The following is a 21,251-nucleotide window of genomic DNA, read 5'->3' as shown; positions in this document are numbered from 1 at the left end:
ACTGGACCGATGAAGGGCCCGTCATGGCAAACGAGCTGAACCACATCATCGTGCACGTCAAGGACCGCCACCGGACTGCCGAGTTCCTCACCGAGCTGACGGGCACCGGCAAACCCGTGGACTGGGGACGCTTCACCCAGGTCACGTCGTCCAACGGGGTCGGCGTCGACTTCGCCGACGACCTGGTCCCCGCTGACGCCATCAACGGGAGCCACCTCGCCTACCTCGTCACCGACGAGGAGTTCGACGCCATCCTCGGCCGGATCACCGAGCGCGGACTGCGCTACTGGGCCGACCCCGCGCACAGCGTCGAAGGCGAGATCAACACCGACTACGGCGGCCGGGGCCTCTACACCGAGGACCCGGGCGGCACGCTCAACCTCGAGTTCATGACCACGCCCTACGGTGACGAACCGGCCGCGCGGCCCGCGCCGCCGTCACGCCGCTAGCTCCCGCTCCAGCGGTGTACGGAACCGGGGTGTGACCCGGACCGCTCCGATCCAGGCGGACAGCCGCCCGGCCTCCGCCGCGACCGCCGCCTCCGTGTCGCGGCCCACGCGGCCCAGCGCGCGCCAGACGATCTCACCGTCCGCGCGCTGGGCCCAGCCGCCCACGATGCGTCCGTTCCACCAGACGGTGGGCCCGATGTTGCCCGCGCGGTCGAAGAGGGCGGGGACATGACCGGGGGACAGGTACCAGTCGCGCTGCCGCCAGCCCATGGAGGTCGGGTCGAGCCCGGGGAGCAGGGCGGCCCAGGGCTCGGCGGTCTCCCCGCCGTCAAGGTCCTCCGGGAGCACGAATCCCGTCCCTTCCGTCAGTTCGACGGCCATCGCGCCGACGTCCGCCAGTGCCCTGCGGGTGTCGCCCAGCGTCCAGCCCGTCCACCACTTGAGGTCGGCCTCGGTGGCGGGCCCGTACGAGGCCAGCCAGCGGCGCGCCAGTTCGGCCTTGGCCTCCCGCACCGGGAGCTCGGGCAGTTGCGGGACGAGCGCCCATGGATACATGCTGCTGGTCCACGAGCCCCGCGGCCGGGCGCGGCGCAGGTGCCCGTCGGAGGCGAGCAGCCGCAGCACCCGCGAACCGACGCTCTGCCGGGCCTCGTACGGCTTGCCGGGCGAGACGACCATCGTGTCGCGCAGGGCGGGCACGACCTTGCCCAGTTCCGCGGTCGTCGCCTCGCCGCGCTCGGCGAGGGCGGCGAGCACGGCCCGCTCGGTGCGGGCGAGCCGCTCCTCGTCCCAGTCGGGGAGGTGCGCATGGAGATGCTTGACGAGGGTGGCCCGCTCGCGGGCGGCAATGGCACGGGCGGTGGACGAGTAGACGTACGGGGCGAGTTCGGTGGTGACGGCGAAGAGGGTGCGCCGCATGGAGAGCAGCTTGACGACGGTGACGTCGTCGTAGAGCCCGCGCTCCACCTCGCCCGCGGACGGCTCGGCGAGCCGGGCGCAGGCGGAGAGGTAGACGGTGGCGGCGTCGCTGGCGTGCAGCCCGACGAGGGCGTCGGCGACGCCCTCGACGCGCGCCGCGCGCCGGCCCGGGGCGAGGAGGTGCCGGTGCCCGAGCCGGGCGCGCCGCTGCTCGTCGGTGATGCGGGGGAGGACGGTGCTCATGGGGCGACGGTACGGGGTGAGTAGGTCGGTTTCTGTCCTCATTCCGTGAAGGGGCTGGGGCTGTCCTCTTTCCGTGAGGGGGGGCGTCCGGTTGCCGGCGCGGTCCGCCCGAACACACCCCGTAGGGGTCCGGCTGGGGGCAACGTCCGGGCTCGTCCCGGATGTTCGGCCGCCGCCCCGCGGACAGACTCGATGCATGGACACGATGAAGCGCAACGCCTGGGGAACGGCCGTTGCCGCGCTGCTCGCGGCGACCGCCGCCGGACCGTCGCTCGACAGGGACGCCCTGCGCCGTTCCACCGCGGGACTGCCCGATGCCGGCGTCACGGGCGCCCTCGTCCGGGTCGCGGGATCCGCCGGCCACTGGTGGGGCGTGTCCGGCGTGGCCGACACGGACACCGGCGCCCCGGTGCGCTCCGACTCCTCCTTCCGTATAGGCGGCATCACCCGGCTCTTCACCCACGTGGTGCTGCTCCAACTGACGGGCGAGCAGCGGGCCGACCTCGACGCCCCGGTCGTGCACCGTCTTCCCGGCCTCCTTTCCGAGCCCCACCAGCACGTCACCGTCGGCCAGTTGCTCGACGGCACGAGCGGCCTTCCCGCACTGCCCTCGCCGACATACGGGGACGGTTCGAACGAATGGTTCACCGAGCACCGTTTCGATTCCTGGAGTCCGGAGCGGCTCGTGCGCGAAGCGCTCAAGGAACAGCGGGAGTTCACCCCGGGCGGGACCGAGCCGCACAACGGCATCGAGGCCATCCTCGCCGGCCTCGTCATCGAGGAGATCACCGGCCGCCCCTTCGCCCGGGAGGTGCGTGAACGCATCACGCGCCCGCTCGGCCTGCGCGGTACGTATGTGCCGGACGCGGACGACGTCACGCTCCCGGAACCGTATTCCTGCACCTATGTGGCGACCGCCGGCCGCCTCTCCGATGTGACGGCGCGCAGCCCGCACACCTGGGCGGCCGGAGGCATGGTCTCCACGGCGGCCGATCTCGACCGCTTCCTCGTCGCCCTGCTCGACGGCCGCCTGCTCCCGCCCGCACAGCAGGAACTCCTGCGCACCCACGGCGGATTGATACGTACCGTCCTGCCGGACGGCAGGGAGCTGGTGGGCGCGACGGGCTCCGGCCCCGGCTTCGCCTGCGGCGTCCTGGCCACCCCGGACGTCTCGCGGCGCGTGGCCTATTCCCTCTCCTGCATACGTGCACAGGGATCCGGCGAAAGCCCTTGCGTGCAGCGCATCGTGGACGCCGCCTTCCGCACCGGCTGAAGCACACCGCGGCACGCCGAAGCGCCCGGGAGCATCCCGATGAGCACCCCGACGCGTGCCGCACGGGCGCCGTCGGCCGGGAGGCCTTGCGGCAAGATGGGCACATGGGGACGTTCGCTGCCCCCGGCGGCCTGCTCGCCGGGCGCTACCGGCTCGGCCGGCGGATCGGGCGCGGCGGGATGGGTACCGTGTGGCGCGCCACGGACGAGCTGCTCGCCCGCGAAGTCGCCGTCAAGGAACTGCACGTGGGCGACGCCGACTCCGCGCGGGACAGCGAGGCCCGGCGCGAGCGCACCCTGCGCGAGGCGCGCACGGTGGCATTGATCAAACATCCGAACGTGATCGTCCTGCACGACATCGTCGAGCAGGACGGGCGGCCCTGGATCGTCATGGAACTGGTCGAGGGGCGGTCGCTGTCCGACCTGCTGGCGGCCGACGGCCCGCTGGGCGCGGGGGAGGCGGCGCGGATCGGGCTCGCGATGCTGGGAGCGCTGCGGGCGGCGCACGCGCGCGGCGTGCTGCACCGGGACATCAAGCCGCCCAACGTCCTGCTGGAGGCCGGCACGGGGCGCGTCGTGCTGACGGACTTCGGCATCGCCCAGGTCTCCGGGGCGACGACGATCACCGAGACCGGCGCATTCGTCGGCTCGCCCGAATACACCGCGCCGGAGCGGATGTCGGGCGGGCGGGCGGGGCCCGCGTCCGATCTGTGGTCGCTGGGCGTGCTGTTGTGCACGGCGCTCAGCGGGTCGTCGCCGTTCCACCGGGATTCCCTGGGCGGCATCCTGCACGCGGTCGTCCACGACGAGATCCGCCCGCCCGCCGCCGCGGGTCCGCTGCTGCCGGTCGTCCGGGGGCTGCTGGAGCGCGACCCGGCGCGGCGGATGAGCGCCGACCGGGCCGAACAGCTGCTGCGCGCCTGCCTGGAGACGGGCAACGCCTCGCCGGGCACGGCCTGTACGCCGACGGAGCGGAGTGCCCCGCCGCCCCTGCCCGTGCTCCCGCCCGGCGCGCTCACCCCGGGCCGCGGGCGCACCGCACTGATGGCCGCCCTCGCGGTGGCGACCCTGGCCGGCATGGGCGCCGGGCTGGCCGCGCTGCTGACGGGCCCGGACGAGGGCCGCACCGACGGCAGGCCCCCGTACTCCGCCGTCACGGACACCACCGGCACCGGTGCCCCGGCCGACTCGGTGCCGGATGCGCCCGCCAGCGCCGCCGTGTCCGCCCCCGAGGGGTTCCGGGCGGTGCAGGACCCGGCGGGCTTCGCCTTCGCCGTCCCCGCCGGGTGCACCCGTTCCTTCGAGCCGCCGCGCGTCTTCTACTACTCGCCGGGCAAGGAGTTCCGCATCGGCGTCCTCATCCAGGACCAGCAGGAGGGCGGCCCGATCGGGGTGATGCGCAGCGCCGCCGCCCTCGCGCCCGACCGCTACCCGGGCTACCGCGACGGCCAGGTCGAGCGGACCACGCACAAGGGACTCAAGGCCGCCTCCTGGGAGTTCAGCTGGGACGGCTTCGCCGAGAGCGAGAGCAAGGCGCCTCAGGGCGACCGGCACACGTACGACATCTCGTGGGACGAGGCGGACAAGATGTACGACGTCTGGGTGTCCTCGCCGCTCGCCAAGTCGGCAGAGGGCAAGCGGTACTTCGACGTCGCACTGGACACCTTCGCCCGCATCAGGCCGCGGTCGGGTCCATAGGGCCTGCCCGAGGCCGTTGTGCGAGTGGCCCGGGTCGCAGAATGGGGCTACTGATGGGTACCCAAAGAGTCCGAGCACGCCTACGCTCGCCCCCATGACGGAATCGCGGCACAGCAATCCCCTCGCCCCGGCCGGCGCCCGGACCGCTGCCGACGTGGTCACCCCGGCTCTCGTGGCCCGTCTCACCGCAGGCGTCACCGGTTCCGGCAGCACCGTGAGTCACGCGCCGTTCACCGGCGAGGTGCTGGCCCACCTGCCGGAGTCCACCCCCGAGGACGTCGCCGCCGCGTTCGAGCGGGCCCGCGAGGCGCAGCGGCACTGGGCCGCCCGTCCCGTGCGCGAACGGGCAGGCGTGCTGCTGCGGTTCCACGACCTCGTCCTGCGCCGCCAGTCCGACATCCTCGACCTGATACAGCTGGAGACCGGAAAGGCCCGGCTGCACGCCCATGAGGAGGTGCAGGCGGTCGCCGTGGCCGCCCGCCATTACGGGCGCAGCGCCCCCGCCTACCTCCGGCCGAAGCGTCACACCGGCGTCATCCCCACGCTCACCCGGGTCACCGAACTGCGCCGCCCGCGCGGTGTCGTCGGGCAGATAGCGCCCTGGAACTACCCGTTCGAGCTGTCGGTCGGCGATGCGCTGCCCGCCTTCGTCGCGGGCAACGCCGTCGTGATGAAACCCGACACGCAGACCGCTCTGACCGCACTGCTGGCGCGCGAGCTGCTGATCGAGGCGGGGTTTCCCGAGGGCGTCTGGCAGGTCGTGCTCGGCGAGGGCCCGGTGGTCGGCCCGGAGGTCACGGACCGCGCGGACTACGTCTCCTTCACCGGCTCCACCCGCACCGGCCGCGAGGTCGCCCGCAGCGCGGCCGCCCGGCTGGTCGGCTGCTCCCTCGAACTCGGCGGCAAGAACGCCATGCTGGTGCTGCGCGACGCCGACATCGAGAAGGCGGCGGCCGGTGCCGTCCGCGGCTGCTTCTCCTCCGCCGGACAGCTGTGCATCTCCATCGAGCGCCTCTACGTGCACGCCTCGGTCGCCGACGACTTCCTGGTCCGCTTCGCCGCCCGGACCCGGGCGATGCGGCTGGGGACGGCGCTCGCCTACGGCGCCGACATGGGCTCGCTGGTCTCGGAGAAGCAGCTGGAGACCGTCACCCGGCATGTGGAGGAGGCCGTGGCCAAGGGCGCCACACTCGTCGCGGGAGGCCGCCACCGGCCGGACGCCGGGCCGCTGTTCTACGAGCCGACCATCCTCGACGGCGTCGAGCCGCCCATGGCCGTGTGCACGGAGGAAACCTTCGGCCCGGTGGTGTCCGTCTACCGCTTCACGGACGAGGACGAAGCGGTCCGGCTGGCCAACTCCACACCGTTCGGCCTCAATGCGAGCGTCTGGACGGCCGACGGGCGGCGCGGCCGGCAGATCGCGGCACGCCTGAAGGCCGGCACCGTGAATGTCAACGAGGCCTACGCGGCCGCCTACGGCAGCGCGCAGGCGCCCATGGGCGGCATGGGCGACTCGGGCCTGGGCCGCCGGCACGGCTCGGAGGGCATCCTCAAGTACACCGAGGCCCAGACCGTCGCACAGCAGCGGGTGATGCCGCTCGGTCCGGCATTCGGCATGGACGACGAGAAGTACACACGGCTGATGACGGGCGGACTGCGCGCGCTGAAGGCGCTCCGCCTGCGCTGAGGAGGACGCGTCGCAATGACCGAGCTCGACAACTTTGACTACGACGTCATCGTCGTGGGCTCCGGCTTCGGCGGCTCGGTCTCCGCGCTGCGGCTGACGGAGAAGGGCTACCGCGTCGGCGTCCTGGAAGCAGGACGCCGCTTCACGCGCGAGACCCTCCCCAAGAACTCCTGGGACCTGCGCAATTACCTGTGGGCGCCCGCACTCGGCCTCTACGGCATCCAGCGCATCCACCTGCTGGGCAAGGTGATGGTGCTCGCGGGCGCAGGCGTCGGCGGCGGCTCGCTCAACTACGCCAACACCCTCTACGTGCCGCCGAAGGCGTTCTTCGACGACCCGCAGTGGTCCGGCATCACCGACTGGCAGCAGGAGCTGGAGCCCCACTACGCACAGGCGCGCCGCATGCTGGGCGTCCGGCTCAACCCGACCATGACCCCCTCCGACCGCCATCTCCGCGCCGCAGCCGAGCGGATGGGCGCCGGCGACACCTTCCACATGGCCCCGGTCGGCGTGTTCTTCGGCGATGGCGATGACGCAGACGGCTCACAGCGGACGCTGCCCGGACATGAGGTGCCGGACCCCTACTTCGGAGGCGCGGGCCCGTCCCGCCGGGCCTGCCTGGAGTGCGGCGCCTGCATGACCGGCTGCCGGTACGGCGCGAAGAACACCCTCACCGAGAACTACCTGTACCTCGCCGAGCGCGCCGGGGCCGTCGTCCACCCGATGACCACGGTCGTCGCCGTCACCGAACACCGCGACGGCGGCCACCGCGTCGTCACCGTCCCCACGGACCGGCGGCGCGCCCGGCCGAAGGTGCTGCGCGCCCGGTACGTCGTGATCGCCGCGGGCACGTACGGCACTCAGACACTCCTGCACACCATGCGGGACAAAGGGCTGCTGCCCCGCATCTCCGACCGCCTGGGCATGCTGACCCGCACCAACTCCGAAGCCCTGGTGGGTGCGCAGACCGACGCCCGCCGCTACGGCGGACGGCCGGACTTCACACGGGGCGTGGCGATCACGTCCTCCGTGCATCCGAACGCCAACACCCATATCGAACCGGTCCGTTACGGCAAGGGCTCGAACGCGATGGGCTTCCTGTCCATCCTGCAGGTGCCCGTGGGCACCCGGGCACCGCGAGCGCTGGCCTTCGCGGGCCGCTGCGTGCGCCACCCGGTGCAGCTGGCGCGGTCGCTGTCGAACCACCGCTGGTCGGAGCGCACGATCATCGGCCTGGTCATGCAGTGCCTCGACAACTCCCTGACGACATACCGCCGGACGCGCGGTCCGGGCAAGGGCCTGCTCACGGCCCGCCAGGGGCACGGCGCGCCCAACCCCCAGCAGATCCCGGAGGCCACGGCGGCGGCGACGCTGCTCGCCCAGGAGATCAACGGCTTCCCCGGCAGCAACGTCGGTGAGCTGATGGGCACTCCGCTCACCGCCCACTTCCTGGGCGGCTGCCCGATCGGGCCCGACCCGGAGCACGGCGTCGTCGACCCGTACCACCGCCTGTACGGTCACCCGGGCATCTCGGTGGTCGACGGCGCAGCCGTCTCGGCGAACCTGGGCGTGAACCCGTCCCTGACGATCACCGCCCAGGCGGAGCGCGCCATGTCCTTCTGGCCGAACAAGGGCGACAAGGACCCCCGTCCGCAACAGGGTTCGGGGTACGAGCGCATGACCCCGATACGCCCGCACAACCCGGCCGTCCCGAAGGGGGCGTTCGGAGCCCTGCGCGCCTGAAGCCGTCCCTGCGCACGGCGAAGGGCCCCGGGCCGCTCCGCGGGGGCGTGCGGGCGGCCACGGGGCCCTTGACTGCCGGCACCGAGGTCAGGGCAGGTCGGTGCCGCAGGAGCGGCGCCGGGGGGAGCGCCGCAGGCCGAGGTCAGTGGTCGGACCAATGGCGGTACGCGGGAAGGGATTTGGTCTTCCCTTTGCATCGTGGGGGATGAGCCACGCAGTGCGCAACCGTTTCGGCCGGATACGGTCGGTTCCAGGCGTCCCCGGAACCGACCGCCCTTGGATGGCGGCCGGGCTGCTGTCCCCTGCTGACCGGTCGCCGCGCCACCGGAGTGAGGTCCCACGACGCGCGTGCTCGCACGTCACACACTCCAGTGGATCCGCCCTGTCGTTGTCGGGCGCCCGGATGAACAGGGGCGGAAGCCACGCGTGGATTTCGGTGGGCCGCTCCTGGCTGGTGCGGACGACCGGTCCAACGAAGGCGGCGGCAGGCCGGTCACGCTCCGTACGGGTGACGGTCAAGGGGGCGGCCCGGGGGCGGTCCGGGGGCGGCCGGGCGGTCAGATGCGTCCGCGGCACAGCTCCAGCAGCGTCATGGCGAGCGCCGTCCCCGGCTTGCCGAGCTGACCGCTGTAGTGGTTGAGGATCTCCAGCTCCCGGGAGAGGTTCACGCGGCCCCCGCCGGAGGCGATGCGCTCCCTCTGGATCACGGCCGAGACGGCCATGCGTTCCTGGACGAGCCCGATGATCCGGCCGTCGAGATCGTCGATCCTCTCCCGGGCCCCGGTGATCACCGCGGCCGCGGCCTCGGTGCGGGCGCCGGTGTCCTTCACGGTGGTGGCGGTGCTGGTGCTCATGACGGTGGTGGTCCTCTCCGGGGGGCTGTCGGCGGCCCGTGGCCGGTCGGCCGGCCCGGTGCGGAGGGAAACGACAGGCGCCCCGGGCCTTTGACCGGCCCGGGGCGCCTGGGAAGTGCTTGTCAGCGGTTCAAGCAGCACGACCATGGCAGCCGGACGGGCCGGTGCCATAGGTAAAGACGAAGGTCGTGTGCTTGCGCATGGCCGACAGTATGGCCCGGGGAGGCCGCCGGGGCCAATGCGGATTCGGATGGTGAGACGAAAGCACGTACCCGTGCCCCGGTAGAATCGACAAATACAGACCCCCTCCACCGACCGCCGGAAGGCCGCCCCGTGTCAGCAGCACCCCCCGCCGCCGTCCACGACAACACCGCGGAACCGGTGCTCGTTGTCGACTTCGGCGCGCAGTACGCCCAACTCATCGCCCGCCGCGTCCGCGAGGCCCGGGTCTACAGCGAGATCGTTCCGTCCACCATGCCGGTGGCCGAGATGCTCGCCAGGAACCCGAAGGCGATCATTCTCTCCGGTGGCCCCTCCTCGGTGTACGAGGAAGGCGCCCCCACCGTCGACCGTGCCCTCTTCGAGGCCGGCGTCCCCGTCTTCGGCATGTGCTACGGCTTCCAGCTGATGGCCACCACCCTGGGCGGCACCGTCGACAACACCGGCGCGCGCGAGTACGGCCGTACGCCGCTGCACGTGAGCAAGCCCGGCTCCACGCTCTTCGAGGGCACCCCGGCGGAGCAGTCGGTCTGGATGTCGCACGGCGACGCCTGCTCGGCCGCCCCCGAGGGCTTCACCGTGACCGCGTCCACGGACGTCGTCCCGGTCGCCGCCTTCGAGAACGACGAGAAGAAGCTCTACGGCGTGCAGTACCACCCCGAGGTGATGCACTCCACGCACGGCCAGCTGGTCCTGGAGCACTTCCTCTACCGCGGCGCCGGCATCGAGCCGACCTGGACCACGGGCAGCGTGATCGAGGAGCAGGTCGAGGCCATCCGCAAGCAGGTCGGCACCAAGCGCGCCATCTGCGGCCTGTCCGGCGGCGTGGACTCCGCCGTGGCCGCCGCACTGGTGCAGAAGGCCATCGGCTCCCAGCTGACCTGCGTCTACGTCGACCACGGCCTGATGCGCAAGGGCGAGACCGAGCAGGTCGAGAAGGACTTCGTCGCCGCGACCGGCGTGCAGCTGAAGGTCGTCGACGCGAAGAAGCGCTTCCTGGACGCGCTCGCCGGGGTCTCCGACCCCGAGGAGAAGCGGAAGATCATCGGCCGGGAGTTCATCCGGGTCTTCGAGCAGGCCGAGGCCGAGATCGTCGCCGAGGGCTCCGCGAGCGGCGAGCCGGTCGAGTTCCTGGTGCAGGGCACGCTCTACCCGGACATCGTGGAGTCCGGCGGCGGCACCGGCACCGCCAACATCAAGTCCCACCACAACGTGGGCGGCCTCCCCGAGGACCTGGAGTTCAAGCTCGTCGAGCCGCTGCGCCAGCTGTTCAAGGACGAGGTCCGCATGGTCGGCGCCGAGCTGGGCCTGCCCGACGAGATCGTCCAGCGCCAGCCCTTCCCGGGCCCGGGCCTGGGCATCCGGATCGTCGGCGAGGTCACCCAGGAGCGCCTGGACCTGCTGCGCGACGCCGACGCCATCGCCCGCGAGGAGCTCACCGCCGCCGGTCTGGACCGCGAGATCTGGCAGTGCCCGGTGGTCCTGCTCGCGGACGTCCGCTCCGTCGGCGTCCAGGGCGACGGCCGCACCTACGGCCACCCCATCGTGCTGCGCCCCGTCTCGTCCGAGGACGCCATGACCGCGGACTGGACGCGCATGCCGTACGAGGTGCTGGCACGCATCTCGACGCGCATCACCAACGAGGTCCGCGACGTCAACCGCGTCGTGCTCGACGTGACGAGCAAGCCGCCGGGGACCATCGAGTGGGAGTGAGCCCGTAGGCCCACCCTGCGCCGAGCGCTGAAGAGGACCCCCGCCGACCGGCGGGGGTCCTCTTCGTTCTCCAGGCCCCTTTGGGTGGTATTTGCGCTGCTTAGGATGGTTGCGAGCCGGGGCGTAGCCGCCTCGGCTCCGTCGTTGCATCCGTCGTGCACACACCGGACCACTGGATACCGGATAGGAGAACCATGCGCCTCTCCCGTTGCATAGGGCTGTCCGCCGCCCTCGCCCTCACCGGCCTGGCCGTCACCGCCTGCGGGGGCGGAGCGGAGGCGGAGGAGCGGCCGGCCACGTCCGGGAAGGCGTCCTCCTCGCCGTCGGCATCCGCGTCGCCCTCGCCGGCCGCGGTCACCGAGAAGCCCGCACCGCCCGCCGAGCTGCTGACGAATGCCGCCCGCGTCGTCCGGCCCGAGCTCGCCCCCGAGAACGGCGAGAAGGTCGGCGTCGGACAGCCCGTCGCCCTCGTCTTCAAGCAGCAGAAGGTCGCCCAGGAGCTGCGGGCCGGGATCGAGGGCCGGCTGAAGGTCTCGAACAGCGCGAAGGTGCCCGGCGCCTGGCACTGGAACGAGACCAAGGGCAACACCTATCTGCACTTCCGCCCCGAGACATACTGGCCCGCCGGTACCAAGGTCACGCTCGACGCGAAGCTCGCGGGCGTGAAGCTCGCCCCCGGCACGGCCGCCGACCGCGACCGCTCGCTCTCCTTCACCGTCGGCGACTCCATGGTCAACACCGTGGACCTCAAGTCCCGCACGATGACCGTCGTCCGCAACGGGAAGACGCTGCGCACCATTCCGATCAGCGGCGGCGACGAGTCGAAGAACTTCCAGACCCGCCAGGGCATCAAGACGATCATGGCCAAGGAGGGCCGGGTCGTCATGGACTCGCTCTCCATCGGCATCCCGCGCAATCACCCCGACGGCTTCTACGGCTCGTACGACTTCAGCATGCGCGAGACGGTCAGCGGCGAGTACGTGCACGCGGCCCCCGACAACGCCGAATCCTTCGGCAAGGAGAACGTCAGCCACGGCTGCATCGGCATGTCCACGGAGAACGCCAAGTGGCTGTACGGGATGAGCCTCAAGGGCGACGTCGTACAGGTGAACGGCAGCTCCAAGCCCAAGCCGATGGACCACTTCGGCAACGGCTACGGCGACTGGAACCTCAGCTGGCAGGAATGGCTCGCGGGCAGCGCCCTGGGCGTCCGGGCCGGCTGAGACCGACGGGACCGGAGCGCGGCCTGCGGGCGAGCGAGTTTTCCACAAACGAGCCCTTGTCCACAGGGCTGAGCGCCGAACGCCTTCCGTACGTATGGTCGGTCAAGGACCACCACCCACGACGGGACGGAAGGCGGGCGGCGGCATGCCAGCACTCAGGAGTCGCGACGACCTGACCCGGTACGCGCTGCTGCCGCTGCGTGTCTTCCTCGGCGTGACCTTCGTCTACGCGGGGCTCGACAAGCTCACCGACCCCGCGTTCCTGTCCGCGAGCGGGCAGGGGTCCCTCGGCGCACTGATGCACTCGGCGCACGACACCGCCGCCATCCCGGGCCTGGTGGACCTGGGCCTGAAGAACCCCGTCGCCTTCGGCTACGCCCTCGCCATCGGCGAACTCGTGGTCGGGCTGGGGACGCTGCTGGGCCTCTTCGCCCGCCTCGCCGCGGCCGGCGGTGCACTGATCTCGTTCACCCTGTGGATGACGGTCAGCTGGCCGGCCACCCCCTACTACTACGGCAACGACCTGGCCTACCTGATGGCCTGGCTGCCGCTGATCATCGCGGGTGCGCCGCTGCTCTCTGCGGACGCGATACGCCCCCGCCGGCACCGGGGGCGCGCCCGCCGCTGAACCCGGCAGGCCCCGGCCCCGGCACCGTGCTCCGATCACTGCAGCTCGTGCTGCTCCGTGCCCCGGGCACGGTGGCGGCGCACCGCGAAGGCGAGGGAGGAGACCAGGCCCGCCGCACAGAACCCCCCGGCGAGCACCGGCAGCAGGAAGTAGACCGGGAGATGCACCCAGCCGCGCACGGCCGCGAGATGGGCCAGGCAGCCGCCGATCAGCACCAGGCCGACGACCAGCTTCCCCGGTTCGAACTCATGGCGTCCCACGGGTCACCTCCACCTGCCCGATGCCGGCCTTCAGCCGGAGCTCCAGCGTGCCGCGCGAGGGGTGCCCGGCGACCGGGGCCAGGGTCAGCTGCCGGTGCTGCCCGGGCCGGATCTCGACGTCGTCGCGCCCTTCGCCGGGCAACTGGATGTCGCCGACGCCGACGTCGATGGTCAGCCGCGCCGTCATGTCGTCGGGCAGCACGGCCTTCAGCCGGCCCGCGCCCACCTCGGCACTGGTGCTGACGGGCTGCCCGCCCTGCCCGGCCTGTCCGCCCTGCCCCTCCGGCGGGCGCAGGCCGCTCAGGTCGAGCACGCCGACACCGCTGCCCACCGTGTAGCGGCTGTGCACATCGGCCGCGCTCGCCGGATGCCATGTGGTGCGCGTCCAGTCCGGGGTGACCGACTTCGGCAGGACGGCCGCACCTGTCAGCAGGGCGGCGGTGACCACCGCGAGGAAGATCGTGCCGCCGCCTGTGCGCCCGTAGAACGAGCTGAGCGCGATGCCCAGGCCGAAGACACCGAGCGCGCAGGCCAGGCCCGTCTCCAGGGAGGTCCCCAGCGGCTGGTGGTGCCAGTGCACGGCGGTGCCCAGCCAGCCGGCGCCCAGGGCCAGCAGGAACGTCCAGCCGCCGAGCCGGGGAGCGCGGCGGACCGGGCGGGCGTACTCCACGGCGACGCCCCCCGTGGTCCCATCGCCGGCCCAGGCGGTCCAGGCCTTCCCGGCGGGGGTGGCCCCGGCTGCGGCCGAGTCGGTGCCGTCGTCGGGTCCCCACAGATACCCCTGGCCCGTACGGGGCGCCGCCGTGATGTCCCGCGCCATCGGGTCGCGCCACCACGAAGGGGTGCCTGCCATGGGCGGGGCCTGCGTCTCCGGAGGTGCCTCCACCGTCTTCGGGGCCTTGAACGGCTTCTGGGCACCGGCCGTTTCGGGCACGGCCTCCTCCGTCTCGGCCAGTCGGCGGTGCTGCGACCAGTACGCGGCGCCGCTGACGGCTATCAGCAGCATCAGCGCGAAGGCCAGCACCCCGCCGTTGTTGAGCATCGACAGAAACAGCCCGGAGCCCACCAGCGCGCACAGCACCGCCGTCAGCGCAGGGCCCTCGACGCGGCCCGACAGCATCCGGCGGGCCTCGTTCTCCTCCTCGCCCTCCAGGGGGATCAGGAGCCAGGCGAAGCCGTAGACGATCAGGCCGAGGCCACCGGTGACCGCGAGCACGCCGAGCACCACCCGGAAGACGACCGGGTCCAGGTCGAAGTACCGGGCGAGCCCTCCGCACAGGCCGGAGACCAGCTTGTGCTCGCGGCTGCGCCGCAGCGGCGGTCTGCTGTCGGGGTGCTCGTCGGGGGGTGCTTCGTCGGTCATGTGCACATGGTGTCAACCGGAACGCACGTACGGCATCCGTGACGACCCTGGCCGTTCCCTGAGATCGCCCCTGAGAGCGATCCGGTTAGGGTGGCGCTGCTCGAACACATATGGGGAACCGGAGGGGGCGCGCGATGACGCAGTCATGGCCTGGGGCGTGGCCCGAGGACGGAGCCGCCCCCGGACCGGACATCGGACGTCTGATCGCCGGGCGTTACCGGCTCCTGGAGCGGATCGGCCGCGGCGGCATGGGCACCGTCTGGCGTGCCGAGGACGAGCTGCTGGCGCGTCAGGTCGCGGTCAAGCGGCTGCACGTCTCGCCGGGCCTGGACGACGAGGACCTCGCCACCCTCTACGAGCGCACCCGCCGCGAGGCGCGCAGCGCGGCCCGGATCAACCACCCCAACGTGGTCGTCGTCCACGACGTGGTCGACGACGGCGGACTGCCGTGCATCGTGATGGAGTACGTGCCGTCGACGACGCTCGGCGACGTGCTCAAGCGCGGCACGATCGGCCCCGAGGAGGCGGCCCGGATCGGCCGCGGCATGATCGCGGCACTGCGCGCGGCCCACGCGGCCGGCGTCCTGCACCGCGACGTCAAGCCCGGCAACGTGCTGCTCGGTGCCGACGGGCGGGTCGTGCTGACCGACTTCGGCATCGCCCAGTCCACCGGCACCTCGACCCTGACCAAGACCGGCGAGATGGTCGGCTCGATCGACTACATCGCCCCCGAGCGGGTCAAGGGCGGCAAGCCCGGCCCGGCCGCCGACCTGTGGGCGCTGGGCGCCACGCTCTACCAGGCGCTGGAGGGCCGTCCCCCGTTCCGCCGGGACACGGGCGTCGAGACGGCCTACTCCATCGCCGTGGACCCGCTGCCCCCGCCGCGCCACGCGGGGCCGCTGACGCGGCTGATCGAGACGCTCCTCGCCAAGGACCCGTCCCTGCGGCCCCCGGCGGAGCTCGTCGAACAGATACTGACCGAACCGGGCGTCCTCCCGGACGGGGGCCGGGGCGAGACCGTCGCCGAACCTGCACCGGCACCGATACACACGGACGGCGGTGCATGGCCGGAGGCCGGAACGGCGGGCATGGCCGTCGCCGAGGCCCCGGCGCCGCCCGTCCCGCAGGAAACCGCCGTCCCCCAGCCGGAGACCGGGACGCACCAACACCTGCCCGGCGCCGGGCAGTTCCCCGATGCCTCGCAGGGCACCGCCGCCGTGACCGTGCCCTCACCCCGCCCCGAGCCGCCCGCCCGGGCGAAGGGGCGGCGGCGCGGCCTGCTGTGGGGCTCCGCAGCCGCGGTCGCGGCGGCCGGACTGGTCGCCGGGGCGTATGTGTTCCTGCAACAGGGCGACGACAGCGGTGAGACCAGGACGGAACCGGCCGTCTCGCCGTCCCGATCACCGAGCCGCTCCGCAACGCCCGGTCCGTCTCCGTCCTGGACGCCCCCGCCCGTGCCGCAGGGTTACCGCCTCGTCAACGAGGACAAGCTCGGCGTCTCCTTCCCCGTCCCGGACGGCTGGCACCGTGACGCGGCGACCTCGACCTCGACCGAGGTGAACTACCTGGACGCCACCGGCCGCGTCGGCATCAAGATCAACGTCCTCGAGTTCGCGAGCTCCGACCCCGTGCAGCACTTCAAGGACGTCGAGGAGCAGACGAAGAAGAACGTCGACAAGTACAAGCGCGGCCGGCTGCAGGCGACCAGCTTCCGCGGACAGTCCGCCGCGGTCTGGGAGTTCACCTTCGACGGCAGCGTCCGCTCCTACCGCGCGATCGACCTCGGGTTCGGGCGCGAGGGCGGCAAGGAGTACGCGATCTACCTCTCCGCCCCCGCGGCGGAATGGGACCGTCACCGTCCGGTCTTCGACGTCGTCCGCGACGGCTTCCGCCCGGCGAAGGACCGCTGAGGCCCGACCGCGGCCGCGGCCCCCGGGATGGGGGTTCGCTCAGGGGCGAACCCTGATGCCGCGGCCCCTCCGGACGTGTGACGATCAAGCCATGACCACAGCCGCACCCCCGGACGCCCCGCCCCTGCGCAAGCTCTACCGCAGCGCGGAGGGCCGCATGCTCGGCGGCGTCGCGCGCGGGCTCGCCGGGCACCTCGGGGTGCCCGTGTCCTGGGTGCGGCTGGTGTTCGTGGCCCTGTTCCTGGCCCAGGGCATGGGCGCCCTGCTCTACGCCGTGTTCTGGTTCGTCGTGCCGCTGGGCGTCGGCGGTGTCGAGGTGCCGCGGCCCGCGGTCGCCGAGGTCGCGGCGGACGGGCGCAGGCGGATCTTCGCCCGCAAGCCCGACCGGGGGCAGGTCTTCGCGCTGCTCGCGCTCCTCGTCGGCGCCGCCATATTCCTCGACCGGCTCCACCTCGGCCGGGCCAACGCCTACGTCTGGCCGCTGGTCCTCATGGGCGCCGGCGTCGCCCTCGTGTGGCGGCAGGCGGACAACGCCCGCCGCGCCCACTGGGTGGAGGTCGGCCGCAGCAAGCGCGTCCTGCCGCTCGCGCGCGGTGCGGCCGGCGTCCTCCTGGTCGGCGCCGGCGCGACGGGCATCGTCGTGCTCCAGAGCTCCGCGGAGCACCTGGGCACCGTGCTCCAGGCCTCGCTGGCCGTCCTGGTCGGTATCGCCCTGCTCGCCGGTCCCTCCGTGGTCCGGATGACGCAGGACCTCTCCGCGGAGCGCACGATGCGCATCCGCGCCCAGGAGCGTGCCGAAGTCGCCGCCCACGTCCACGACTCCGTCCTCCACACCCTCACCCTCATCCAGCGCAATTCCGAGGACGCGCGCGAGGTCGCCCGCCTCGCCCGGGCCCAGGAGCGCGAACTGCGCGCCTGGCTCTACAACCCCGAGGGCCGCGGCAAGGACGAGGCCGAGGAGCCCCGGACCCTGGCCGACGCGGTCCGGGCCGCCGCGGCCGAGGTCGAGGATCATCACGGGGTGCCCATCGAGGTCGTCGTCGTCGGCGACTGCCCGCTGGACGAACGGCTGGGCGCACAGATGCAGGCCGCCCGTGAAGCCATGGTCAACGCGGCCAAGTACGGTGGCGAGGGCGGCGCCGTCCAGGTGTATGCCGAGGTCGAGGGGCGTACGGTCTTCATCTCCGTACGGGACAGGGGGCCGGGCTTCGATCCGGACGCGGTGCCGGAGGACCGGATGGGTGTCCGCGAGTCGATCATCGGCCGGATGCAGCGCAACGGCGGCACGGCGAAGCTGCGTTCCGTGCCCGGCGGGGGGACAGAAGTGGAGCTGGAGATGGAGAGGGCGGAGAAGGCGTGATGACGACCGAACAGATGCCGGAGCGGCATGTCAGGGTGGTGCTGGTCGACGACCACCGGATGTTCCGCACGGGCGTGCAGGCCGAGATCGGCGCCACGGAGCGCACGGGCGTCGAGGTCGTCGGCGAGGCCGCCGATGTCGACCAGGCCGTCACGGTCATCACCGCCACCCGCCCGGAGGTCGTCCTGCTGGACGTCCATCTCCCGGGCGGCGGCGGTGTGGAGGTGCTGCGCCGCAGCGCGGCCCTGATGGCCGATCAGCAGAATCCGGTCCGCTTCCTCGCCCTGTCCGTGTCCGACGCCGCCGAGGATGTCATCGGCGTCATCCGCGGCGGCGCCCGCGGCTACGTCACCAAGACCATCACCGGCACGGACCTGGTCGACGCCGTCTTCCGGGTCAAGGAGGGCGACGCGGTCTTCTCGCCGCGGCTGGCCGGCTTCGTCCTCGACGCCTTCGCGTCCACGGACGCCCCGCCGGTCGACGAGGACCTGGACCGGCTGACGCAGCGCGAGCGGGAGGTCCTCCGGCTCATCGCGCGCGGGTACGCGTACAAGGAGATCGCCAAGCAGCTGTTCATCTCCGTGAAGACCGTCGAGTCGCACGTCTCGGCGGTGCTGCGCAAGCTGCAGCTGTCCAACCGGCACGAGCTGACGCGCTGGGCGACGGCACGCCGGCTGGTCTGAGGCGGGCCGGAGGCACCTCCCGGGGAGGGCGGTCCCCGCTGTGCCGTGGCTCACCCCGGCGGAACCTCCGGGCTCCGCCGGGCATCTACCACGGGCGAGACCCCCCACCGCCGAACGAGAGCCACCGCCCGATGAGCCTCACAGGAACGCCCTTCTTCCTGACCGCAATCGTTCTGGTGGTGCTGGCCCTCGCCCTGCCGCTCACCCTCTGGGCGAAGGTGGGCGGGCCCAGGCTCGTCCGGCACGTCACGCGTTTCTTCATGCTGCTGTTCGCGCAGACCACGGCGGTCGTCCTGGTCTTCGTGATCGTCAACAACACCAACGGGCTCTTCGACAGCTGGGCCGATCTGCTCGGCACCGGCAACCACGTCAAGGCCGCGGCCGACCTGGGGCCGGACGGCACCGGCGGCGGCAAGGCCGGTGAAGGCCCCAAGGAAGTGCAGAAGTTCAAGCCCGCCTCCGACAAGAGAATGGGCCCGGGCGTCCAGGAGACGGAGCTGAAGGGCCGAATATCGGGCGTGGAGGGCGAGGTCTACGTCTGGCTGCCGCCGCAGTACGACGACCCGGCCTTCCAGGGAAAGAAGTTCCCCGTCGTCGAGGTGCTGCCCGGCTTCCCCGGCTCCGCCAAGGCCTGGTTCGGTTCCCTGAACGTCAACACCCAGCTCAAGCCCCTGATGCAGAAGGGCGAGGTGGCCCCGTTCATCATCGTGGCGCCCCGCACCACCCTCCTCGGCAACACCGACACCGGCTGCGCCAACATCCCCGGCAAGGTCAACGCGGACACCTGGCTCAGCGTCGACGTCCGCAAGATGGTCACCGACACCTTCCGGGCCGAGGACTCCGCCGACGGCTGGGCGGTCGCCGGCTACTCCGCCGGAGCGCACTGCGCCGCCAAGCTCGCCATCGCCCACCCGGACCGCTACCGGGCCGGGGTGAGCCTGTCCGGCTACAACGACCCCATCGGCGAACCCGCTTCGCTCACCGCCAAGACCCCGCAACTGCGCGACGAGAACAACCCCTGGAAGATGCTCCAGCGCGCCCAGACCCCGCCCCGCGTGGCGCTGTTCCTCTCGGGCGCGGAGACCGACGGCTACCAGGCGGGCATGGCGATCAAGCAGTCGGCCAAGCCGCCGACGACCGTGCAGGTGACCCTGATACCGGCCGGCGCCGGCGGTCACGGCACCGCGGTGTGGGAGAAGCAGGTGCCGGACGTCTTCCGGTGGCTGACCAAGCAGCTGAAGGCGCCCACGGCGTAGGCCGCCGGGCAGCGGCCGTCAGGCCGGCCGCGTCGCGCCCGCGAACGGCATCTCGTCGATGGGCGCGATCCGCACGGGCGCACCCGGGTGCGGGGCGTGGATCATCTTGCCGCCCCCGATGTAGAGCCCGACATGGCTGATGCCCGGGTAGAAGAACACCAGGTCCCCCGGGGCGAGCTGCCCCCGGGCGATCCGCTGCCCGGCGTTGATCTGGGTGTAGGTGGTGCGCGGCAGCGACACGCCTGCCGCCTGCCAGGCGGCCTGCGTCAGGCCCGAGCAGTCGAAGGAGGACGGGCCCGTCGCCCCCCAGACGTAGGGCTTGCCGAGCGCGGAGTAGGCGAACGCCACCGCCTGCGCGGCCCGTCCGGAGACGGCCGAGGCAGCCTCGTGCACCACGGCGGAGGAACTCTCGTCCCCCGTCACGGACTTCACCGCGCCGCCCGCCGCGCTGCCGGCCGCCTGGACGGCCGTTCCGCTGTCGCCGCTCTCCACGGCCGCCCGCTCCTCGGACGGCAGCCGGTCGAGCACCTGCCGTGCCTGAGCCAGCTTGGTCTCGATGGTGTGCTTGTGTTCCGCCAGCCTGGCCTCGTCCGCCTTCAGCTCGGTGAGCTGGGCCTCGGCGGTGGTCCGCACCTGCCGGACGTTCCGCAGGTCGTGCTGGACGGCCGCGACCGCGGCGGCCTGCCGGGAGCCCGCACGGTCGGCCAGGGCGGCCCGCTCCAGATACCGGTCGGGGGAGGAGGAGAGGAAGAGCCGGACGGTCGCGGGGATGCCGCCCTCGCGGTACTGGGCGGTGGCGAAGGATCCCAGGGCGTTGCGGGCGGCGTTCAGCCGTTCGGTCCTGCGGGCGGCCTCGTCCTGGAGCCCGTCCAGTTTCCGCTGGGCCCGGTCGACCCGCTCCTTCACCCCGTCGTACTGCTCGGTGGCCGCCTCGGCCTGCTCGTAGTAGCGGGCGACCTGGGCCTTGGCCTGTGCGGGGGAGAGGGCGGGGGAGGCGTGCCCGGTGCCCTCCAGCGCCGTGGCCGTGGCGGCGCCCGCCAGGGCGAGGGTGGCCGCCGTCCGGACGGTCGTGCCGGCGAGCTGGTGGAGCCTGGGCTTGCGGTGCGACGCCACGGTGGCCGTCACTTCCTTCCGGTACGGCAGAGACGATGCCCGGCGGCGGCCCGCCCGAGGGGGAGAGAACGGGTCGCCGCCGTCTGCAGGAGGACGCTAAACCGCGGGATCCGCGGGAAACGGGCATGACCGGTAATGCCCGTAATCGGCGGTTTGGTGATCGCGTCCGGCAGGCTGCCCCGGCGGGTGCGGAAGGATCACGGCTTCCTGTGACCGATGCGGTGTTCCAGCCGGACCTCATGACGAGCGGGTGCTATGCGTCCGGTTAATGTCGGTTCTCATGGACGTACTGATTCACGCCGTGATCGCTCTGCACATCATCGGCATCGCCTCGCTGCTCGGCGGCTTTCTGACCCAGATGAAGGCCATGGGCAGGGGGGAGGCGCGCATGGTCCCCGCGATGCTGCACGGCGCGCTCACCATGCTGGTCACCGGCGTTGCGCTGGTCGGCCTCAACCAGGCCGAGGGCAGCACGATCAACAACTTCAAGATCGGCCTGAAGCTCGCCCTGCTGATCGTGATCCTGGGGCTGGTGTACGTCAAGCGCGATGAGGAGAAGGTCGAGGCGGCCGCCTTCGGTACGGTCGGCGCGCTGACGACGGCCAACATCTTCATCGCCCTGCTGTGGGTGTGACCACGGCCTGGCGGGATCCGGGACC

At 72.3% G+C, this 21,251-nt stretch carries 18 protein-coding genes; 13 read left to right on the top strand and 5 right to left on the bottom strand.

The window, feature by feature from the left end; translation table 11 throughout:
* Window positions 1-23: 23 nt before the first annotated feature.
* Window positions 24-449 (top strand): VOC family protein, encoded by a 426-nt coding sequence (locus HG542_RS05910; protein WP_171078983.1) that lies wholly within the window; start codon window positions 24-26, stop codon window positions 447-449.
* On the opposite strand, the gene HG542_RS05905 is transcribed toward HG542_RS05910, so the two are convergent.
* Window positions 438-1,610 (bottom strand): winged helix DNA-binding domain-containing protein, encoded by a 1,173-nt coding sequence (locus HG542_RS05905; protein WP_171078982.1) that lies wholly within the window; start codon window positions 1,608-1,610, stop codon window positions 438-440. The genes HG542_RS05910 and HG542_RS05905 overlap by 12 nt on opposite strands.
* Before the next feature lie 196 nt (window positions 1,611-1,806).
* On the opposite strand from HG542_RS05905, the gene HG542_RS05900 reads away from it, so the two are divergent.
* From HG542_RS05900 to HG542_RS05885, 4 genes are all read left to right on the top strand, one after another.
* Entirely contained in the window at window positions 1,807-2,883 is a 1,077-nt protein-coding gene (locus HG542_RS05900; RefSeq protein ID WP_171078981.1) for a serine hydrolase domain-containing protein, read from the top strand.
* 104 nt (window positions 2,884-2,987) lie between these two features.
* Entirely contained in the window at window positions 2,988-4,580 is a 1,593-nt protein-coding gene (locus tag HG542_RS05895) for a serine/threonine-protein kinase (protein ID WP_171078980.1), read from the top strand.
* A 94-nt stretch (window positions 4,581-4,674) separates the two neighbouring features.
* A complete protein-coding gene (locus tag HG542_RS05890; protein ID WP_171078979.1) occupies window positions 4,675-6,267 on the top strand; it encodes a succinic semialdehyde dehydrogenase in 1,593 nt (530 codons plus the stop codon).
* Window positions 6,268-6,282: 15 nt separating this feature from the next.
* Window positions 6,283-8,010, top strand: coding sequence for a GMC oxidoreductase (locus tag HG542_RS05885; RefSeq protein WP_171078978.1), 1,728 nt, complete (start codon window positions 6,283-6,285; stop codon window positions 8,008-8,010).
* 557 nt (window positions 8,011-8,567) lie between these two features.
* Here the strand turns inward: HG542_RS05885 and HG542_RS05880 are convergent.
* Complete coding sequence (locus tag HG542_RS05880; RefSeq protein ID WP_171078977.1) at window positions 8,568-8,864, bottom strand: chorismate mutase; 297 nt, start codon at window positions 8,862-8,864, stop codon at window positions 8,568-8,570.
* Window positions 8,865-9,197: 333 nt separating this feature from the next.
* Between HG542_RS05880 and guaA the strand changes: the two genes are divergently transcribed.
* The 3 genes from guaA to HG542_RS05865 all read left to right on the top strand — a co-directional run bounded on the left by guaA (window position 9,198) and on the right by HG542_RS05865 (window position 12,647).
* On the top strand, window positions 9,198-10,796 hold the full coding sequence (gene guaA, locus HG542_RS05875) for a glutamine-hydrolyzing GMP synthase (RefSeq protein ID WP_171078976.1): 1,599 nt from the start codon (window positions 9,198-9,200) through the stop codon (window positions 10,794-10,796).
* A gap of 194 nt (window positions 10,797-10,990) precedes the next feature.
* Window positions 10,991-12,019, top strand: coding sequence for a L,D-transpeptidase (locus HG542_RS05870; RefSeq protein WP_171078975.1), 1,029 nt, complete (start codon window positions 10,991-10,993; stop codon window positions 12,017-12,019).
* A gap of 145 nt (window positions 12,020-12,164) precedes the next feature.
* Window positions 12,165-12,647 (top strand): DoxX family membrane protein, encoded by a 483-nt coding sequence (locus HG542_RS05865; protein WP_171078974.1) that lies wholly within the window; start codon window positions 12,165-12,167, stop codon window positions 12,645-12,647.
* A 35-nt stretch (window positions 12,648-12,682) separates the two neighbouring features.
* Here the strand turns inward: HG542_RS05865 and HG542_RS05860 are convergent, their stop codons facing one another.
* Window positions 12,683-12,907: a hypothetical protein gene (locus HG542_RS05860; RefSeq protein ID WP_171078973.1), complete on the bottom strand. Its 225-nt coding sequence runs from the start codon at window positions 12,905-12,907 to the stop codon at window positions 12,683-12,685.
* Window positions 12,894-14,270 (bottom strand): PspC domain-containing protein, encoded by a 1,377-nt coding sequence (locus HG542_RS05855; RefSeq protein WP_171078972.1) that lies wholly within the window; start codon window positions 14,268-14,270, stop codon window positions 12,894-12,896. Before HG542_RS05855 ends, HG542_RS05860 begins: the two co-directional genes overlap by 14 nt.
* A 134-nt stretch (window positions 14,271-14,404) precedes the next feature.
* Here HG542_RS05855 and HG542_RS05850 point away from each other — a divergent pair, with 134 nt between their 5' ends.
* The 4 genes from HG542_RS05850 to HG542_RS05835 all read left to right on the top strand — a co-directional run bounded on the left by HG542_RS05850 (window position 14,405) and on the right by HG542_RS05835 (window position 19,479).
* A complete protein-coding gene (locus HG542_RS05850; protein ID WP_171078971.1) occupies window positions 14,405-16,180 on the top strand; it encodes a serine/threonine-protein kinase in 1,776 nt (591 codons plus the stop codon).
* A gap of 91 nt (window positions 16,181-16,271) precedes the next feature.
* A complete protein-coding gene (locus HG542_RS05845; RefSeq protein WP_171078970.1) occupies window positions 16,272-17,540 on the top strand; it encodes an ATP-binding protein in 1,269 nt (422 codons plus the stop codon).
* Complete coding sequence (locus HG542_RS05840) at window positions 17,540-18,223, top strand: LuxR C-terminal-related transcriptional regulator (RefSeq protein WP_171078969.1); 684 nt, start codon at window positions 17,540-17,542, stop codon at window positions 18,221-18,223. The genes HG542_RS05845 and HG542_RS05840 overlap by 1 nt, the downstream gene beginning before the upstream one ends.
* A gap of 131 nt (window positions 18,224-18,354) precedes the next feature.
* Window positions 18,355-19,479, top strand: a complete 1,125-nt coding sequence (locus tag HG542_RS05835; RefSeq protein ID WP_171078968.1) for an alpha/beta hydrolase — start codon at window positions 18,355-18,357, stop codon at window positions 19,477-19,479.
* 18 nt (window positions 19,480-19,497) lie between these two features.
* On the opposite strand, the gene HG542_RS05830 is transcribed toward HG542_RS05835, so the two are convergent.
* Window positions 19,498-20,604: a C40 family peptidase gene (locus HG542_RS05830; protein WP_227726415.1), complete on the bottom strand. Its 1,107-nt coding sequence runs from the start codon at window positions 20,602-20,604 to the stop codon at window positions 19,498-19,500.
* A 268-nt stretch (window positions 20,605-20,872) separates the two neighbouring features.
* Between HG542_RS05830 and HG542_RS05825 the strand changes: the two genes are divergently transcribed.
* Window positions 20,873-21,226 carry a hypothetical protein gene (locus tag HG542_RS05825; protein WP_171078967.1) on the top strand — a complete coding sequence of 118 codons (354 nt, stop codon included), beginning with the start codon at window positions 20,873-20,875 and terminating at the stop codon, window positions 21,224-21,226.
* Window positions 21,227-21,251 lie beyond the last annotated feature (25 nt).

The sequence above is a fragment of the Streptomyces morookaense genome (genome assembly GCF_013030945.1).
In the GTDB taxonomy this organism is placed as follows: domain Bacteria; phylum Actinomycetota; class Actinomycetes; order Streptomycetales; family Streptomycetaceae; genus Streptomyces; species Streptomyces morookaensis.
This window is presented reverse-complemented; position numbering and strand designations above follow the sequence as displayed.

What these genes read in the sequence shown, in the direction of transcription:
- HG542_RS05910 (WP_171078983.1), top strand. Translation starts at nt 24, where the DNA reads ATGGCAAACGAGCTGAACCACATCATCGTGCACGTCAAGGACCGCCAC.
- HG542_RS05905 (WP_171078982.1), bottom strand. Translation starts at nt 1,610, where the DNA reads ATGAGCACCGTCCTCCCCCGCATCACCGACGAGCAGCGGCGCGCCCGG.
- HG542_RS05900 (WP_171078981.1), top strand. Translation starts at nt 1,807, where the DNA reads ATGGACACGATGAAGCGCAACGCCTGGGGAACGGCCGTTGCCGCGCTG.
- HG542_RS05895 (WP_171078980.1), top strand. Translation starts at nt 2,988, where the DNA reads ATGGGGACGTTCGCTGCCCCCGGCGGCCTGCTCGCCGGGCGCTACCGG.
- HG542_RS05890 (WP_171078979.1), top strand. Translation starts at nt 4,675, where the DNA reads ATGACGGAATCGCGGCACAGCAATCCCCTCGCCCCGGCCGGCGCCCGG.
- HG542_RS05885 (WP_171078978.1), top strand. Translation starts at nt 6,283, where the DNA reads ATGACCGAGCTCGACAACTTTGACTACGACGTCATCGTCGTGGGCTCC.
- HG542_RS05880 (WP_171078977.1), bottom strand. Translation starts at nt 8,864, where the DNA reads ATGAGCACCAGCACCGCCACCACCGTGAAGGACACCGGCGCCCGCACC.
- HG542_RS05870 (WP_171078975.1), top strand. Translation starts at nt 10,991, where the DNA reads ATGCGCCTCTCCCGTTGCATAGGGCTGTCCGCCGCCCTCGCCCTCACC.
- HG542_RS05865 (WP_171078974.1), top strand. Translation starts at nt 12,165, where the DNA reads ATGCCAGCACTCAGGAGTCGCGACGACCTGACCCGGTACGCGCTGCTG.
- HG542_RS05855 (WP_171078972.1), bottom strand. Translation starts at nt 14,270, where the DNA reads ATGACCGACGAAGCACCCCCCGACGAGCACCCCGACAGCAGACCGCCG.
- HG542_RS05850 (WP_171078971.1), top strand. Translation starts at nt 14,405, where the DNA reads ATGACGCAGTCATGGCCTGGGGCGTGGCCCGAGGACGGAGCCGCCCCC.
- HG542_RS05845 (WP_171078970.1), top strand. Translation starts at nt 16,272, where the DNA reads ATGACCACAGCCGCACCCCCGGACGCCCCGCCCCTGCGCAAGCTCTAC.
- HG542_RS05840 (WP_171078969.1), top strand. Translation starts at nt 17,540, where the DNA reads ATGACGACCGAACAGATGCCGGAGCGGCATGTCAGGGTGGTGCTGGTC.
- HG542_RS05835 (WP_171078968.1), top strand. Translation starts at nt 18,355, where the DNA reads ATGAGCCTCACAGGAACGCCCTTCTTCCTGACCGCAATCGTTCTGGTG.
- HG542_RS05825 (WP_171078967.1), top strand. Translation starts at nt 20,873, where the DNA reads ATGGACGTACTGATTCACGCCGTGATCGCTCTGCACATCATCGGCATC.